This window comes from Pseudomonas sp. LBUM1666 (assembly GCF_059695775.1).
Genome location: NZ_CP166789.1, coordinates 4,274,470 through 4,291,825 on the forward strand (window position 1 = coordinate 4,274,470; position 17,356 = coordinate 4,291,825).

General features: G+C 59.6%; 17 protein-coding genes. 12 read left to right on the forward strand and 5 right to left on the reverse strand.

Translation table 11 applies throughout. The features are described 5' to 3' along the window. The first annotated feature begins 251 nt into the window (after positions 1 to 251). From ccoN to ccoP, 4 genes are read left to right on the forward strand one after another with little or no spacing between them, the layout of a single operon-like run. Complete coding sequence (gene ccoN, locus ACA056_RS19585; RefSeq protein ID WP_008157290.1) at positions 252 to 1,694, forward strand: cytochrome-c oxidase, cbb3-type subunit I; 1,443 nt, start codon at positions 252 to 254, stop codon at positions 1,692 to 1,694. Continuing rightward, positions 1,694 to 2,302, forward strand: coding sequence for a cytochrome-c oxidase, cbb3-type subunit II (gene ccoO, locus ACA056_RS19590; RefSeq protein WP_018925301.1), 609 nt, complete (start codon positions 1,694 to 1,696; stop codon positions 2,300 to 2,302). Before ccoN ends, ccoO begins: the two co-directional genes overlap by 1 nt. Before the next feature lie 5 nt (positions 2,303 to 2,307). Then, positions 2,308 to 2,493 (forward strand): CcoQ/FixQ family Cbb3-type cytochrome c oxidase assembly chaperone, encoded by a 186-nt coding sequence (locus ACA056_RS19595; protein ID WP_003175465.1) that lies wholly within the window; start codon positions 2,308 to 2,310, stop codon positions 2,491 to 2,493. Next, positions 2,490 to 3,473, forward strand: coding sequence for a cytochrome-c oxidase, cbb3-type subunit III (gene ccoP, locus ACA056_RS19600; RefSeq protein WP_497267063.1), 984 nt, complete (start codon positions 2,490 to 2,492; stop codon positions 3,471 to 3,473). The genes ACA056_RS19595 and ccoP overlap by 4 nt, the downstream gene beginning before the upstream one ends. 77 nt (positions 3,474 to 3,550) lie before the next feature. Here the strand turns inward: ccoP and ACA056_RS19605 are convergent, their stop codons facing one another. Further along, positions 3,551 to 4,573, reverse strand: a complete 1,023-nt coding sequence (locus ACA056_RS19605; RefSeq protein WP_497267065.1) for a metallophosphoesterase family protein — start codon at positions 4,571 to 4,573, stop codon at positions 3,551 to 3,553. Between the two features lie 398 nt (positions 4,574 to 4,971). Between ACA056_RS19605 and ccoG the strand changes: the two genes are divergently transcribed. The 8 genes from ccoG to ACA056_RS19645 all read left to right on the forward strand — a co-directional run bounded on the left by ccoG (position 4,972) and on the right by ACA056_RS19645 (position 13,495). After that, positions 4,972 to 6,384, forward strand: coding sequence for a cytochrome c oxidase accessory protein CcoG (gene ccoG / locus ACA056_RS19610; protein ID WP_497267067.1), 1,413 nt, complete (start codon positions 4,972 to 4,974; stop codon positions 6,382 to 6,384). 11 nt (positions 6,385 to 6,395) lie between these two features. Beyond that, complete coding sequence (locus ACA056_RS19615; protein ID WP_497267069.1) at positions 6,396 to 6,935, forward strand: FixH family protein; 540 nt, start codon at positions 6,396 to 6,398, stop codon at positions 6,933 to 6,935. A 124-nt stretch (positions 6,936 to 7,059) separates the two neighbouring features. After that, positions 7,060 to 9,510, forward strand: a complete 2,451-nt coding sequence (locus ACA056_RS19620; protein ID WP_497267071.1) for a heavy metal translocating P-type ATPase — start codon at positions 7,060 to 7,062, stop codon at positions 9,508 to 9,510. Between the two features lie 22 nt (positions 9,511 to 9,532). After that, the gene (gene ccoS, locus ACA056_RS19625; RefSeq protein ID WP_497267073.1) at positions 9,533 to 9,751 is read left to right on the forward strand and encodes a cbb3-type cytochrome oxidase assembly protein CcoS; all 219 of its coding nucleotides are present in this window, start codon (positions 9,533 to 9,535) and stop codon (positions 9,749 to 9,751) included. After that, positions 9,744 to 10,427: a sulfite exporter TauE/SafE family protein gene (locus tag ACA056_RS19630; RefSeq protein WP_497267075.1), complete on the forward strand. Its 684-nt coding sequence runs from the start codon at positions 9,744 to 9,746 to the stop codon at positions 10,425 to 10,427. The genes ccoS and ACA056_RS19630 overlap by 8 nt, the downstream gene beginning before the upstream one ends. Positions 10,428 to 10,618: 191 nt before the next feature. Beyond that, on the forward strand, positions 10,619 to 12,001 hold the full coding sequence (gene hemN, locus ACA056_RS19635; protein WP_497273573.1) for an oxygen-independent coproporphyrinogen III oxidase: 1,383 nt from the start codon (positions 10,619 to 10,621) through the stop codon (positions 11,999 to 12,001). 131 nt (positions 12,002 to 12,132) lie between these two features. Beyond that, positions 12,133 to 12,867 (forward strand): fumarate/nitrate reduction transcriptional regulator Fnr, encoded by a 735-nt coding sequence (fnr, locus tag ACA056_RS19640; RefSeq protein ID WP_497267077.1) that lies wholly within the window; start codon positions 12,133 to 12,135, stop codon positions 12,865 to 12,867. Between the two features lie 79 nt (positions 12,868 to 12,946). After that, on the forward strand, positions 12,947 to 13,495 hold the full coding sequence (locus tag ACA056_RS19645; RefSeq protein ID WP_497267079.1) for an adenine phosphoribosyltransferase: 549 nt from the start codon (positions 12,947 to 12,949) through the stop codon (positions 13,493 to 13,495). 151 nt (positions 13,496 to 13,646) lie between these two features. Here the strand turns inward: ACA056_RS19645 and ACA056_RS19650 are convergent, their stop codons facing one another. The 4 genes from ACA056_RS19650 to ACA056_RS19665 form a co-directional block, all read right to left on the reverse strand. Continuing rightward, positions 13,647 to 14,795: an acyl-CoA dehydrogenase family protein gene (locus ACA056_RS19650; protein ID WP_497267081.1), complete on the reverse strand. Its 1,149-nt coding sequence runs from the start codon at positions 14,793 to 14,795 to the stop codon at positions 13,647 to 13,649. Between the two features lie 198 nt (positions 14,796 to 14,993). After that, positions 14,994 to 15,596 (reverse strand): recombination mediator RecR, encoded by a 603-nt coding sequence (gene recR / locus ACA056_RS19655; RefSeq protein WP_046047871.1) that lies wholly within the window; start codon positions 15,594 to 15,596, stop codon positions 14,994 to 14,996. A gap of 65 nt (positions 15,597 to 15,661) precedes the next feature. Further along, positions 15,662 to 16,696: an NADPH-dependent curcumin/dihydrocurcumin reductase gene (gene curA / locus ACA056_RS19660; RefSeq protein WP_497267083.1), complete on the reverse strand. Its 1,035-nt coding sequence runs from the start codon at positions 16,694 to 16,696 to the stop codon at positions 15,662 to 15,664. 262 nt (positions 16,697 to 16,958) lie between these two features. After that, positions 16,959 to 17,297: a YbaB/EbfC family nucleoid-associated protein gene (locus tag ACA056_RS19665; protein WP_008028561.1), complete on the reverse strand. Its 339-nt coding sequence runs from the start codon at positions 17,295 to 17,297 to the stop codon at positions 16,959 to 16,961. Positions 17,298 to 17,356 lie beyond the last annotated feature (59 nt).

The following is a 17,356-nucleotide window of genomic DNA, read 5'->3' on the forward strand; positions in this document are numbered from 1 at the left end:
TGCCATCTGTCACCCGATCGTTGTGTTTGAACACACCCCGTTACATCCGACCTGACCCCCTCACCATTTTCGTCTGCTGCGACATTTTGCCCTTGGGCAATTTTGTCCCTACGCGGCGCATGGAAAGGCCGCAGAATCAGCTTTTGAAAGCATTGACCCAGGTCATGGCGCGTTGCAATGACCCCCCGCTTTCTCCATACTTGCGGCCGATTTTTACTCCTAATAAAACACCCAAACCGTGGAACCTTAGAATGAGCACAGCAATCAGTCCGACTGCTTATAACTATAAGGTAGTCCGCCAGTTCGCCATCATGACGGTGGTCTGGGGGATCCTTGGCATGGGGCTTGGTGTCTTCATCGCCTCACAGCTTGTATGGCCGGAATTGAACTTCGGTCTGCCGTGGACGACTTTTGGACGCTTACGCCCGTTGCACACCAACCTGGTGATTTTCGCCTTCGGTGGTTGTGCTCTGTTTGCCACTTCTTATTACGTCGTGCAGCGAACCTGCCAAACGCGACTGATTTCCGACAGCCTCGCCGCCTTCACCTTCTGGGGTTGGCAAGCGGTGATCGTCGGCGCGATCGTTACCTTGCCGCTGGGTTACACCACCACCAAGGAATACGCGGAACTGGAATGGCCCCTGGCTATTCTGCTGGCCATCGTCTGGGTTACTTACGGTCTGGTGTTCTTCGGTACCATCACCAAGCGCAAAACCAAGCACATCTATGTGGGTAACTGGTTCTACGGTGCTTTCATCGTTGTGACGGCGATGCTGCACATCGTCAACCACGCTTCCCTGCCGGTCAGCTTCTTCAAGTCCTACTCGGCCTACGCCGGTGCGACTGACGCGATGATCCAGTGGTGGTACGGCCACAACGCGGTGGGTTTCTTCCTGACCACTGGCTTCCTGGGGATGATGTACTACTTCGTTCCGAAGCAGGCCGAGCGTCCGATCTACTCCTATCGCCTGTCGATCGTGCACTTCTGGGCGCTGATCACCCTGTACATCTGGGCCGGTCCGCACCACCTGCACTACACCGCGCTGCCGGACTGGGCTCAGTCGCTGGGCATGGCGATGTCGATCATCCTGCTGGCGCCAAGCTGGGGCGGCATGATCAACGGCATGATGACCCTGTCGGGCGCCTGGCATAAGCTGCGCACCGACCCGATCCTGCGCTTCCTCGTTGTGTCGCTGGCCTTCTACGGCATGTCGACCTTCGAAGGCCCGATGATGGCCATCAAGACCGTCAACTCGCTGTCTCACTACACAGACTGGACCATCGGCCACGTACACGCCGGTGCCTTGGGCTGGGTGGCGATGATCTCGATCGGCGCCATCTACCACATGATCCCGAAACTGTTCGGTCGTGTGCAGATGCACAGTATCGGCCTGATCAACACGCACTTCTGGCTCGCGACCATCGGTACCGTTCTGTACATCGCTTCGATGTGGGTCAACGGCATTACCCAGGGTCTGATGTGGCGTGCAATCAACGACGACGGCACCCTCACCTACTCGTTCGTCGAAGCGCTGCAAGCCAGCCATCCTGGTTTCATCGTTCGCGCCCTGGGCGGTGCGTTCTTCGCCAGCGGCATGCTGTTCATGGCCTACAACGTATGGCGTACCGTACGTGCCTCGAACCCGGCTGAAGCCAAAGCTGCTGAACAGATTGCTGTAGTTGGAGCTCACTGATGAAGCATGAAGCAGTCGAGAAGAACATTGGCCTGCTGGCCTTCTTCATGGTTATCGCCGTCAGCATCGGCGGCCTGACCCAGATCGTTCCGCTGTTTTTCCAGGACGTCACCAACAAGCCGGTCGAAGGCATGAAGCCTCGCACCGCCCTTGAACTGGAAGGCCGCGACATCTACATCGCCAACGGTTGTGTCGGCTGCCACTCGCAGATGATCCGCCCGTTCCGCGCTGAAACCGAACGTTACGGCCACTACTCGGTCGCCGGTGAAAGCGTCTGGGACCACCCGTTCCTGTGGGGTTCCAAGCGTACCGGCCCGGACCTGGCCCGTGTTGGCGGTCGTTACTCCGATGACTGGCAGCGTGCGCATTTGTACAACCCGCGCAACGTTGTGCCTGAGTCGAAAATGCCGGCCTACCCGTTCCTCGTGGAAAACAAGCTCGACGGCAAAGACACCGCCAAGAAAATGGAAGTCTTGCGCACGCTCGGCGTTCCTTACACCGACGAAGACATCGCCGGCGCCAAGGATGCTGTGAAGGGCAAAACCGAAATGGACGCGCTGGTGGCCTATCTGCAAGGCCTGGGCACCATCATCAAAAGCAAACGGTGATTTAGATGGATATCGGGATGATTCGTGGCCTGGGCACCGTTGTTGTGATGGTGGCCTTCATCGGTCTGGCGTTGTGGGTATTCAGCCCCAAGCGCAAGTCGGAGTTTGAAGACGCGACCTTGCTGCCTTTCGCGGATGATCCCGAAGCCATCAAGCACGTCGAGCAAGCTTCTAGGAGTAACAAAGAATGACTACGTTCTGGAGTCTGTACGTCACAGTCCTCAGTCTCGGCACGATCTTCGCCCTGACCTGGCTGCTGCTGTCCACCCGCAAGGGCCAGCGCAGCGAAGCCACCGAAGAAACGGTTGGCCACTCCTTCGACGGGATCGAGGAGTACGACAACCCACTGCCGAAATGGTGGTTCATGTTGTTTGTGGGCACCATCATCTTCGCCCTGGGCTACCTGGTGCTGTACCCGGGCCTGGGTAACTGGAAAGGCCTGCTGCCGGGTTACAACTACCTCGACAACGACAAGCAGACCGCGTTCGCCAACGGCCAGAGCGGCTGGACCGGCGTTCACGAGTGGGAAAAGGAAATGGCCAAGTCGGACGCCAAGTTCGGCCCGATCTTCGCCAAGTTCGCTTCCATGCCGATTGAAGAAGTCGCCAAAGACCCGCAAGCCTTGAAGATGGGTGGCCGCCTGTTCGCCTCCAACTGCTCGGTCTGCCACGGTTCCGATGCCAAAGGCGCGTATGGCTTTCCTAACCTGACCGACGCCGACTGGCGCTGGGGCGGCGAAGCAGAAACCATCAAGACCACCATCATGGGTGGCCGTCACGCGGTCATGCCGGCGTGGGCTGAAGTGATCGGCGAGCAAGGCGTTGCGAACGTTGCCGCGTTCGTACTGACCAACCTCGATGGCCGCAAACTTCCGGAAGGCACCAAGGCTGACCCGGTTGCCGGCCAGAAACTGTTCGCCGCCAACTGCGCGGTGTGCCACGGTCCGGAAGGCAAAGGTACGCCAGCAATGGGCGCACCTGACCTGACCCACCCGGCAGCGTTCATCTACGGCTCGAGCTTCGCTCAACTGCAGCAGACCATCCGTTACGGCCGTCAGGGCCAGATGCCTGCGCAAGAACAGCTGCAAGGCAACGACAAGGTTCACCTGCTGGCCGCTTACGTCTACAGCCTCTCTCACGGTGAGAAAGCGCCAGTGGCGGACGCCCAGTAAGGCAAACGCTTGATGCAACAAAAAAACGGCCCCGCCATTTGACGGGGCCGTTTTCGTTCAAGCCTGAAGATCCCTGGTTAGCGGACCTGGATCGTCGCGATCGCCTTGCGGCTTGGCCAGTTGTTGCCGTTGACCTGATGCACCGTCAGTGTCTTGCGATCCTGCGCAAAACTGGCGATCAGGTAGGTTTGATTGGATGCTCCGCCGCTAAGAAAAACCGGAACATCACCGAAATAGTCTTCACGGTTCCATCCGTAATATTGCCCTGGCGAGTCGTGCAAATGCCCGGCGAACACCGCAGTGACTTCGTATTGTTTGATCATCGCTTTGAAACGGGCAATCTGCTCCGGGCTACCCTTCCAGCGATCCGGCTTGTGCATATTGAGTAAAATGATTTTGCCTTGATTACGCGCATTGTTCATATCGCGCTCGAGCCAATCCAGAGCATCCGAAATTTCAAAGCCAGCCCTGTCCCAGAAAAATCCCGAGGAAAAATTAACCGAATAAGTAGGCTCATTGTTTAACTGGATCAGGTGCACATCGCCAACGGACCTGGAATAAGCAAGACTGCCGTAATAGATCTTTATCCCATCATCAATTCGCGCTGCCAGGTCAAAACTTTCAACCTTCCCCCAGTACTTTTCTTTCAACGCCACAATGCTACCGGCCGCACAGTTGTTCTCGGGAAAACTGCAATCATCAACATTATTTTCATAATCGTGATTACCCAGGCCGTAGTCATAAACCCCGCCCAGCTGTTCATCCAGAATCGACTTGGTCGTGGAGCGCTCGCCGCCGTGGCCGAAAGCAGTCATGTCACCATTGATCATGATCGGGATACGGTCCGGGTATTGGTTAAAGTTCCTCCTGAAACTAGCGACATCCGAATACTGGGTTTCAATCAACCAGCGCGAGCGCTTTTCTTTATCCGAACTTGATTCATCCCAGCCATGATCCGAACTTTCGGTCCAGGGGAATTGAGGATCAGAGGTGAATATCAAATGTTCAGGCCAATAGTGATCTTGCGCTGAATAAACACCAAACGAGACAACACATAACAAAAGGCCAAATACCGACCTGATGTTTTTTATAATAAACATAGAAAATCCATTTCCATAAAATAAGTTAAGGCGGAGTCATTGCCCGCACCAACAACTTATGACAAGTTCAAAACCAAAACAAACCCTGACCGCGAACTTATTAATAACTGATATTTCGCGAATACTCCGCCCACTTACTTCCAGGTTTGCTGATTTGCCTGTCCGAAAGAATCCTGGCCTCTACGCTCTCCAAAATCGTCCATACTTCACAAGTCAATTGATCTGCATCACGTTTTGTTACATCTGCTACACCATTCATGATTTTTCCCCAACGCGACCAAAGGTCGCACCCTTGACCTAGAGCGACAGGCGTATCATTACGCCACTGCAACACCTCTTTTTGACCGCGGTTGGCATGTACTGACCGGGGCATTTTTCCACTGCCGTGGGATGCAATGATGAGCAACCAGATTCCGGTACACGACGTCACCCCTGCCAAGAACGCGAACAACAGCGTCGACCTCTACGCCTCTCGGGAAAAAATCTACACGCGCGCCTTCACCGGCCTGTTCCGCAACCTGCGGATGATGGGCGGTGCCGGGCTGTTTCTGCTGTACTTCGGTACGGTCTGGCTGAGCTGGGGCGGCCATCAGGCCGTCTGGTGGAACCTGCCGGAACGCAAATTCTTCATCTTTGGCGCAACCTTCTGGCCTCAGGACTTCATCCTGCTCTCGGGGATCCTGATCGTCAGCGCCTTCGGCCTGTTCTTCATTACCGTGTACGCCGGGCGGGTCTGGTGCGGCTATACCTGCCCACAGAGTGTCTGGACCTGGATTTTCATGTGGTGCGAGAAGGTCACCGAAGGCGACCGCAACCAGCGCATCAAGCTCGACAAAGCGCCCATGAGCGCCAACAAATTCCTGCGCAAACTCAGCAAACACTCGATGTGGCTGTTGATTGGTTTCGTGACCGGCATGACCTTCGTGGGTTACTTCTCGCCCATTCGCGAGCTGACCATCGACTTCTTCACCGGCGAAGCCGACGGCTGGTCGTATTTCTGGGTCGGCTTCTTCACCCTCGCCACCTACGGCAATGCCGGCTGGTTGCGCGAGCAGGTGTGTATTTACATGTGCCCGTACGCGCGCTTCCAGAGCGTGATGTTCGACAAAGACACCCTGATCGTTTCCTACGACCCGCGTCGTGGTGAAAGCCGCGGCCCGCGCAAGAAAGGCGTCGACTACAAGGCCATGGGCCTGGGCGACTGCATCGACTGCACCATGTGCGTCCAGGTCTGCCCGACCGGTATCGACATCCGCGACGGCCTGCAAGTCGAATGCATCGGCTGTGCGGCCTGCATCGATGCCTGCGACAGCATCATGGACAAGATGGATTACCCGCGAGGTCTGATCAGCTACACCACCGAGCACAACCTGTCCGGGCAAAAAACCAATAAACTGCGCCCGCGCCTGATCGGCTATGCCACGGTCCTGCTGGCGATGATCGCTTTGCTGATGACCGCATTCTTCATGCGTTCGCTGGTCGGTTTCGACGTCAGCAAAGACCGCGTGCTGTACCGCGAGAACGCCGAAGGCCGGATCGAAAACGTCTACAGCCTGAAGATCATGAACAAGGATCAGCGCGACCACACCTACGTGCTCGAAGCCACCGGCCTGCCGGACCTCAAGCTGCAAGGCAAGCGCGAGATCAAGGTCGCCGCCGGGGAGATTTTCAGCCAGCCGGTCGAACTGTCCAGCGCACCGGAGAAACTGCCATCGAGCACCAACGAGGTGAAATTCATCCTCAAGGATGCCGATGACGACAGCGTCCACATTGAAGCCAAGAGCCGGTTCATCGGCCCACAAGTTCGTTGAGAGAAGTGATCATGCCCACAGCAACTGCCGCAAGTCCCTGGTACAAGCACCTTTGGCCGTGGATCATCATCGCCATCCTGGCGTGTTCCGTGACCCTGACCTTGTCCATGGTGACGATCGCGGTGAACAACCCGGACAACCTGGTCAACGACAACTATTACGAGGCTGGCAAAGGCATCAACCGCTCCCTCGACCGTGAACTGCTGGCGCAGACCCTGCTGCTGCGCGCCAGTGTTCATCTGGACGACGTGACCGGTGAAGTCGACCTGCGCCTGAGCGGCAACAGCCAACCGAAAACCCTGGAGCTGAACCTGATCTCGCCGACCCAGCCGGAGAAGGATCGCAAGATCACCCTGGCACGCAGCGAAACCGAACAGGGCCGCTACATTGGCCAGTTGAGTGACAAGGTCGACGGTCGCCGCTTTGTAGAACTGCTGGGCGTACAGGACGACAAGACCTGGCGCATGTTCGAAGAAGAACAGGTCAGCCATGACAAGGATCTGCTGCTGGGTGATGAGCCGCTACAAGGTGCTGAAGATTTGAAGAAGTAAAAAGCCAGCGCTTCGCGCATCGCGAGCAAGCTCGCTCCCACAGGGTTTTGTGAACGCCACAAGTCCAATGCGGGAGCGAGCTTGCTCGCGATGAGGCCTTTCCGGACGATATAGACTCCACCTCATGACCACGCCACTCCCCTGCTACCACTGCGCCCTGCCCGTCCCGGCCGGCAGCCGCTTCACCGCTGCCGTCCTCGGTGAAACCCGCGAGTTCTGCTGCCCGGGTTGTCAGGCCGTGGCCGAAGCCATCGTGGCCGGTGGGCTGGAAACCTATTATCAGCATCGCAGCGAGTCATCGGCCAACCCCGAAGCCTTGCCGGTGCAGTTGGTGGACGAACTGGCGCTGTACGACCGCGCCGACGTGCAAGCCCCCTTCGTCCGCCACGAAGGCGATCTCGCAGAAACCACTCTGTTGATGGAAGGCATCAGTTGCGCCGCCTGCGGCTGGCTGATCGAGAAACACCTGCGAGGCTTGCCGGCGGTGGCCGAGGCGCGCCTGAACCTGTCCAACCATCGCCTGCACGTGCGCTGGGCTGACGCGCAACTGCCGCTGAGCCAGGTCCTCAGCGAATTGCGCCACATCGGTTACGCCGCGCACCCCTATCAGGCCGACCGCGCCAGCGAACAACTGGCCAGCGAAAACCGCCTGGCCCTGCGCCAACTCGGCGTCGCCGGGCTGCTGTGGTTCCAGGCAATGATGGCGACCATGGCCACCTGGCCGGAATTCAACATCGACCTCAGCCCCGAGCTGCACACCATCCTGCGCTGGGTCGCGCTGTTCCTCACCACCCCGATCGTGTTCTACAGCTGCGCGCCGTTCTTCAAAGGCGCGATGCGCGACTTGCGCACCCGCCACCTGACCATGGACGTCTCGGTGTCGCTGGCCATTGGCAGTGCCTACATCGCCGGGATCTGGACATCGATCACCGGTGTCGGCGAACTGTATTTCGATGCGGTGGGAATGTTCGCGCTGTTCCTGCTGGCCGGACGGTATCTGGAACGCCGTGCCCGCGAACGCACCGCCGCCGCCACCGCACAACTGGTCAATCTGTTACCCGCCTCGTGCCTGCGCCTGAGTGCCGACGGCCAGAGCGAGCGGATCCTGCTCAGCGAACTGCGTGTGGGCGATCAAGTGCTGGTGCATCCCGGCGCAATCCTCCCGGCTGACGGCAAGATCCTCGAAGGCCAGTCGAGCATCGACGAATCCCTGCTCACCGGCGAATACCTGCCGCAACCGCGCACGCCGGGCGATGCCGTCACCGCCGGCACCCTGAACGTCGAAGGTGCGCTGACCGTGGAAGTCCTGGCCCTCGGCCAGGACACCCGACTGTCCGCCATCGTCCGCCTGCTGGACCGCGCTCAGGCCGAGAAGCCGCGGCTGGCGGAAATTGCCGACCGCGCCGCGCAATGGTTCCTGCTGCTGTCGCTGATTGCCGCTGCCGTCATCGGCCTGATCTGGTGGGAACTGGATTCGTCGCGGGCCTTCTGGATTGTGTTGGCGATGCTCGTTGCGACGTGCCCGTGCGCCCTGTCCCTGGCCACGCCGACCGCCCTCACCGCCGCCACCGGCACGCTGCACAAACTTGGTTTGCTGCTGACTCGCGGCCATGTGCTTGAAGGTCTGAACCAGATCGACACGGTGATTTTCGACAAGACCGGCACGCTGACCGAAGGACGCCTAGCGTTGCGTTCGATCCGCCCGCTCGGCGCGCTCAATAGCGATCAATGCTTGAGCCTCGCCGCCGCCCTGGAAAACCGTTCCGAACATCCGATCGCCCGCGCGTTTGGCCGGGCGCCGCTGGCCGCCGAAGAAGTCCACAGCACGCCGGGACTTGGCCTTGAAGGACTGGTCGGCGAGCAACGCCTGCGCATCGGCCAACCGGGTTTTGTTTGTGAACTCAGTGACGCTGCCGTGCCGTTGATGCCGGATGAAGCCGGCCAATGGTTGCTGCTCGGTAACAGCCAGGGACCATTGGCATGGTTTGTTCTCGACGACCGCCTGCGTGCCGATGCACCTGCCCTGCTCGCCGCCTGCAAGGCTCGCGGCTGGCGCACGCTGCTGCTGTCCGGCGACAGCTCGCCGATGGTCGCCAGTGTCGCCGCGGAACTGGGCATCGATGAAGCCCGAGGCGGCTTGCGTCCGGACGATAAATTGCAGGTCCTGCAACAGCTGCACAAGGAAGGCCGCAAGGTGTTGATGCTCGGTGACGGCGTCAACGACGTGCCCGTGCTGGCCGCCGCCGACATCAGCGTGGCCATGGGTTCGGCCACCGATCTGGCGAAAACCAGTGCCGACGCCGTACTGCTGTCGAACCGCCTCGATGCACTGGTCCAAGCCTTCAGCCTGGCTCGACGCACCCGCCGGGTAATCATCGAGAACCTGCTGTGGGCCGGGCTGTACAATGGCCTCATGTTGCCGTTCGCCGCCCTCGGCTGGATCACGCCGGTATGGGCAGCGGTCGGCATGTCCATCAGTTCGTTGACCGTGGTGCTGAACGCCCTGCGCCTGACTCGCATGCCAAACACGCCTGCGGTCAGCGCCACGCCAGAAACCCGTCCGCTGCCGGCCTGAGCCGCGCGGGCATGGAGTCCAGATGCCAGCTCTCTACGTGATGATCCCGGCCGCGCTGCTGATCGTGGCCATCGCCATTTACATCTTCTTCTGGGCAGTCGACAGCGGTCAGTACGACGACCTCGACGGCCCGGCCCACAGCATCCTGTTCGACGACCAGGACCCGAACCACAAGGCCGCGGTCGACGAAGCCAGCGGCAATCCGGCCAAACCGGACGACAAGGCGCCACCTCATGCTTGAGTTGGCGCCGCTGCTGGTGTCTGCGGTGATTCTCGGTCTGCTCGGTGGCGGGCATTGCCTGGGCATGTGCGGCGGCTTGATGGGCGCGTTGACCCTGGCGATTCCCAAGGAACAACGCAGCCGGCGTTTTCGACTGCTGCTGGCCTACAACCTGGGGCGAATTCTCAGCTATGCAACGGCCGGCCTGCTGATCGGCCTGGCCGGGTGGGCGGTGGCCAACAGCCCGGCGGCGATGTTCATGCGCATCATCGCCGGATTGCTGTTGGTCGCCATGGGCCTGTACCTCGCCGGTTGGTGGAGCGGCCTGACCCGCATCGAAAGCCTCGGTCGCGGCCTGTGGCGGCACATCCAGCCCGTTGCCAACAAACTGCTGCCGGTGTCGAACGTACCCCGCGCGTTGCTGCTGGGCGCGCTCTGGGGCTGGCTGCCGTGCGGGTTGGTTTACAGCACGTTGCTGTGGTCGGCGAGTCAGGGCAATGCGCTGGACAGTGCGCTTTTGATGCTCGCGTTCGGGCTGGGCACTTGGCCGGTGTTGCTCGCCACGGGGCTGGCGGCTGAGCGGGTCACGGCGTTGTTGCGCAAGCGTAGCGTGAGGATGACTGGCGGATTACTGGTGATGCTGTTCGGCATCTGGACCTTGCCGGGGCCGCATCAGCATTGGTTGATGGGGCACTAGATCTGTGGAGCCCCCTTCGCGAGCAGGCTCGCTCCCACATTGAAATGCATTCCCTTGCGGGAGCGAGCCTGCTCGCGAAGAGGTCCTCACTAACGACACAAATCCTGACCGTTGATGCAAATCAAGATGCCTCACCGCGCCTCCCCCTAGACTCGCTGACACTGCCAGCCTATCCGGGGAATGCCCGCATGATGCTCGACGCCATTCGTTGGGACACCGATCTGATCCGCCGTTACGACCTGGCGGGACCGCGCTACACCTCCTACCCGACCGCGGTGCAATTCGATGGTCAGGTCGGCACGTTCGACCTGTTCCACGCCCTGCGCGACAGCCGTAAAGCCCTGCGCCCGTTATCGCTGTATGTGCACGTGCCGTTCTGCGCGAATATTTGCTACTACTGCGCCTGCAATAAAGTCATCACCAAGGACCGCGGCCGGGCCCAGCCCTATTTGCAACGCCTTGAGCAGGAAATCCAGCTGATCGCCTGCCATCTCGACCCCACGCAAAAAGTCGAGCAACTGCATTTTGGCGGCGGCACCCCGACCTTTCTCAGTCACGATGAACTGCGCCAGTTGATGGCCCAGTTGCGCAAAAGCTTCAACTTGCTGGACGACGATTCTGGCGACTACGGCATCGAAATCGACCCTCGCGAAGCCGACTGGTCGACCATGGGCCTGCTCCGTGAACTGGGTTTCAACCGGGTCAGTATCGGCCTGCAAGACCTCGATCCGGCGGTGCAACGGGCCGTCAATCGCCTGCAAAGCCTGGAAGAAACCCGCGCGGTGATCGACGCGGCCCGCACGCTGCAGTTTCGCTCGATCAACATTGACCTGATCTATGGATTGCCGAGGCAAACACCGGAAAGTTTCGCCCGCACCGTCGATGAAGTCATCAACCTGCAACCTGACCGCCTCTCGGTGTTCAACTACGCGCACCTGCCGGAACGCTTCATGCCGCAACGGCGAATCAACAGCGACGAACTGCCGACACCGGCGCAAAAACTGGAAATGCTCCAGGGCACCATCGAGCAGCTGACCCAAGCCGGTTACCGCTACATCGGCATGGACCACTTCGCGCTGCCCGACGATGAACTGGCGATTGCTCAGGAAGAATCGACCCTGCAACGCAACTTCCAGGGCTACACCACCCACGGTCACTGCGACCTGATTGGCCTGGGCGTGTCGGCCATCAGCCAGATCGGCGACTTGTATTGCCAGAACAGCAGCGACCTGAATCAGTACCAGAACACCCTGGCCAGCGCGCAGTTGGCCACCAGCCGTGGCCTGCTGTGCAACGCCGATGACCGCCTGCGACGTGCGGTCATCCAGCAACTGATCTGCACGTTCAGCCTGGAATTCGCGCAGATCGAACACGCCTTCAACATCGACTTTCAGGGTTACTTCGGCGAACTCTGGCCACAGTTGCAAGGAATGGCCGATGACGGCCTGATCGCACTTGATAACGAGCGGATCACCGTAATGCCCGCCGGACGATTACTGGTGCGTTCGGTATGCATGGTGTTCGACGCGTACCTGGAACAGCAAAATCGCCAGCGGTTTTCGCGAGTGATCTAGCCATCACCTCACTGGCCGGTCTACGAAACGCTGACTTTACGACCCTGCGACAAAATCGCCGCGTGCCTGAATGTCCTCCCGTGGGTTACCCTTACGGCTTATGTGTGTTTTTTCCCACAAGGATTGAAGAAATGTCCGAGCCAGTAAAGCTGCGCGCTCATAGCCAGACCCATTGCAAGGATTGCAGCCTGGCTCCCCTCTGCTTGCCACTTTCTTTGAATCTGGAAGACATGGATGCGCTGGACGAAATCGTTAAACGTGGCCGCCCGCTGAAAAAGGGCGAATTCCTGTTCCGCCAGGGCGACACCTTCGATTCCGTTTATGCAGTACGCTCTGGCGCCCTGAAGACCTTCAGCCTGAGCGATGGCGGCGAAGAACAACTCACCGGCTTCCACCTGCCGAGCGAACTGGTCGGCCTGTCGGGCATGGACACCGAAAAACACCCGGTCTCGGCGCAAGCCATGGAAACCACATCGGTGTGTGAAATCCCTTTCGAACGCCTCGACGAACTCGCGCTGCAACTGCCGCAATTGCGTCGTCAGTTGATGCGTGTGATGAGTCGCGAGATTCGCGACGATCAGCAAATGATGTTGCTGCTGTCGAAGAAAACCGCCGACGAGCGCATCGCCACGTTCCTGGTCAACCTGTCGGCCCGTTTCCGCGCCCGGGGTTTCTCGGCCAACCAGTTCCGCCTGAGCATGTCGCGCAACGAAATCGGCAATTACCTGGGCCTGGCGGTGGAAACCGTGTCCCGGGTGTTCACGCGCTTCCAGCAAAACGAACTGATTGCGGCTGAAGGCAAGGAAATCCATATCCTCGACCCGATCCAGCTCTGCGCCTTGGCCGGCGGCTCGCTAGACGGCTGATTTTGGCGATGGCGGCTGAGCGAAACGGTTCAGCCGCCGTTATACTGCGTCGTTTGCAGCCTGCCAGGACACCTTTACGATGGTCTTCGATTCCTTCGACATCAAATCCCTCATCCGCCCTGTGATCGATTTTCCCAAGCCGGGCGTGATCTTTCGCGACATTACCCCATTGTTCCAGTCGCCCACGGCCCTGCGCCTGGTGATGGACAGCTTCGCCCATCGTTATGTCGAGGCTGACTTCACCCACATCGGTGCGATGGACGCGCGTGGTTTTCTGATCGGTTCGGTCCTGGCCTATCAGCTGAACAAGCCGTTGGTGCTGTTCCGCAAGCAAGGCAAACTGCCGGCCGACGTACTGTCCGAGGGATATGCGACCGAATACGGCGAAGCCTTCCTCGAAGTCCACGCTGACAGCCTGTGCGAGGGCGATTCGGTGGTGATGTTCGATGACCTGATCGCCACCGGCGGGACGCTGATTGCGGCGGCAAACCTGGTTCGACGCATGGGCGCGCGGGTTCATGAAGCGGCGGCGATCATCGATTTGCCGGAGCTGGGCGGGTCGCAGCGTCTGGAAGACATGGGGATTCCGACGTTTTGCCTGACGCAGTTTGCGTTGAGCGAGCAGTAAGGCGGCGTCTGTACGGGCGCCTTCGTCGGAACGCCGCCCGGAGCAAGCTCGCTCCCACATTTGATCTATGTCGTTCACAGAGTTTGTGTACACAGGAGATCCCCTGTGGGAGCGAGCTTGCTCGCGATAGCGTCAGCCGCTACACCGCCGATTAAAGCCCCATCTGCTTGCTGATGATCTCGTTCATCACTTCTCGCGTGCCGCCGCCGATCGACAAGATCCGGTTATCCCGATACAGCCGCTCCACCAGACTCTCGCGCATGTAACCAAGGCCACCCAAAATCTGCACCGCATCGGTCGTAATGCGATCAGCCGTGTCGGTAGCAAAGTTCTTGGCCATGGAAATCTCCTTGATCACACTCTGCCCCACCGCCATTTTCGCCGCCTGGCGGTAGGTAAACTCCCGTGACACTTCCAGCGCCGTCGCCATTTCGGCGAGGCGATGCTTGAGCACCTGAAACTTGCCGATAGGTTTACCGAAGGCTTCACGCTGGCGAGCCCATTTCAGGCTCTCTTCCAGTGCCAGTTGTGCGGTCATGTTGGCCATTAGCGCCAGCGCCAGGCGTTCACTCTGGAAGTTGCCCATGATGCAGGCGAAACCCATGTTTTCGCCGCCAATCAGATTTCCTACCGGCACCCGGCAATCGTCGAAGAACAATTCGGCGGTGTCCGACGCCCACCAGCCCATTTTCTTCAACTGACGGCCTACGGTGAAACCGGGCATACCCTTCTCGATCAACAGCAGGCTGATGCCACCAAAACCCGGCGCACCGGTGCGCACCGCGACGGTGTAGAAATCCGCGCGGACGCCACTGGTGATAAAGGTTTTGCTGCCGCTGACCCGGTAGAACTCGCCGTCACGCACGGCACGGGTTTGCAGGTTGGCGACGTCAGAGCCGCCGCTGGGCTCGGTCACCGCCAGGGCGCTGATCTTCTCGCCGGCGAGCACCTGCGGCACAACGCGATCGCGGACTTCAGGCCTGGCCCACTTGAGGATCGGCGGCAGACCGATATCCAGCGAGCCGAGCCCCGCCACCAGACCACCGGCGCCACAGCGCATCAGCTCTTCGCTGGCGGCGACTTTGGCGAACAGATCACCTTCGTGGCTGCCACCCAGGGCTTCTGGATAACCGATTCCCAGAATGCCCGCCGCGCCGGCCTTGAGATAGAGCTCGCGGGGAAAGCTTTCAGCTTCTTCCCACTGGTCGATATCCGGCAAGATCTCGCGCTCGACGAAACGTCTGACGCTGTCGCGGACCAATTGGTGGCTGGGGTCGAAGTATTCCTGAAAAGCAGGCATCGGCGAGCTCCACTGAAGGTTCAGCGAAGTTAACCGAGCGCTTGCTTGGTTTTCAAGAGGATTGTGTGAATCAGATAAACCTAGGCGCGCCCTTCGCGAGCAAGCTCGCTCCCACAGGAGTTTTGTGAACACCACAAATCCAATGTGGGAGCGACGGTGCGACGATTCGACCTGCTCGCGAAGGCGTCAGTTCAAACACTACAAAACGATCGGCTTACGTCCGGCAAACGAATGCGCCAACGTCCCGCCATCCACCAATTCCAGCTCACCGCCCAACGGTACGCCGTGGGCGATGCGCGAGGCGATCAGGCCTTTGTTGCTGAGCAACTGGGCAATGTAATGCGCTGTGGCTTCACCTTCCACGGTCGGGTTGGTCGCGAGAATAACTTCAGTGAACGTGCCCGCCTCTTCGATCCGCGCCAGCAATTGCGGAATACCGATGGCTTCCGGTCCGAGTCCGTCGAGTGGTGACAGATGGCCCTTGAGCACAAAGTAGCGACCACGGAAGCCGGTCTGCTCCACCGCGTAGACGTCCATCGGCCCTTCCACCACGCAGAGCAAGGTGTCGTCGCGACGGGTATCTGCGCATTGCGGGCAGAGGTCGTCTTCGGTCAGCGTGCGACACAACCGGCAGTGACCCACCCCTTCCATGGCTTGGCTCAGTGCCAAGGCGAGCCGCGAGCCGCCGCTGCGATCACGCTCGAGCAGCTGCAACGCCATGCGTTGGGCAGTTTTCTGACCCACACCTGGCAAAATTCGCAGGGCGTCGATCAGTTGGCGAATCAAAGGGCTGAAGCTCATGGGGAAAAGTCCGACAAAACAACGAGACGCGGTTTATACCCGCGCCTCCGTTTAGCGTCAATTACTCAGTCCCGGGCGACCCGCACAACCAGTTTGCCGAAGTTGCGTCCTTCCAGCAGACCGATGAACGCTTCGGGTGCCTGCTCCAGGCCATCGACCACGTCTTCGCGGAACTTCACCTTGCCGTCGCGCACCCACGGCGCCATGGCGCTGACGAATTCCGGCTGACGATCGCCGTAGTCGTCGAACACGATGAAACCCTGGATTCGCACACGTTTGGTCAGCAGCGTACGCTGCAATTGCGGCAGGCGATCCGGGCCGGTCGGTGCTTCGTGAGCGTTGTAGGACGCGATCAGACCGCAGAGTGGAATTCGCGCTTTGGGCTTGAGCAGCGGCAGCACGGCATCGAACACCTTGCCACCGACGTTTTCGTAATAGATGTCGATGCCTTCGGAGCACGCCTTGGCCAATTCATCGGCGAAGTTCGGGCTCTTGTGATCGATGCAGGCATCAAAACCCAACTCATCGACCACATAACGACACTTGTCCGCACCGCCGGCCACGCCGACCACGCGCAGGCCCTTGATCTTCGCCACCTGACCGACCACCGAACCCACGGCGCCGGATGCAGCCGCAACCACCAGGGTTTCGCCGGCCTTGGGCTGACCGATATCCATCAGCCCCATATACGCAGTCATGCCGGGCATGCCCAACACGCCCAACGCCATTGACGGGCTCGGCAGCCCGGACGGCACCGGAATGATGTTGCGGCCGTCGCTGAGGCTGTGGCTCTGCCAACCGGTGGAACCGACCACCAGATCACCTTCGTGGAATTTCGGATTCAGCGAGCGCTCGACCCGGCTGACAGCGCCACCGGTCATCACCTCGCCGATTTCCACCGGTGCGGCGTAGGACGGCGCGTCGCTCATGCGTCCGCGCATGTAGGGATCGAGTGACAGGTAAAGGGTCTTGAGCAGCACCTGACCGTCGGCCAGGTCTGGCAGCGCAACGCGCTCCAGGCGGAAATTCTCCGGCGTCGGCGCGCCTGCCGGGCGGGACGCCAGGACGATACGTTGGTTGAGGGTCAATGCTTGTGGCATGTGAGCTTCTCCTTTGATCGATGAATTCGGCGGTATAGGGGAGCAGACCGTTGTGGTGGTGGCGCGTTCGATGTTTCGTCAGTTGTACCGAGGTGACTTCATCGCGGGCAAGCCACGCTCCCACAGGATTTAGGTGATCCCTGTGGGAGCGAGCTTGCTCGCGATGGCGATCGCACAGACGCTACATCCATCAGCCAGAAACAAAAATGCCAGGCGCGATGCCTGGCATTTTTTTGTAGCCCATCCGACGCGCTTTGGCGAATCAGAATGGCAGTTTCATACCCGGTGGCAGTTGCATGCCAGCGGTCATGCCGGACATTTTGTCCTGGCTGTTGGCTTCGATCTTGCGCACGGCATCGTTGACGGCGGCGGCGAACACAGCCTCCAGCATCTCTTTGTCGTCTTCGCTCAAGCCTTCGACCAGGCTTGGATCGATGGTCACGCGCTTGACGTCGTGACGACCGGTCATTACCACGGTGACCATATCGCCACCGGCTTTACCGGTGACTTCGGCGTTGGCCAGTTCTTCCTGCATCTTGGCCATTTTTTCCTGCATCTGCTGTGCCTGCTTCATCAGGCCGGCCATGCCACCTTTCATCATGGGAATCACCTCAAAAGTACTTGGATAAATACAGCGCCCGGCCCTTTTGGCCGAACGCC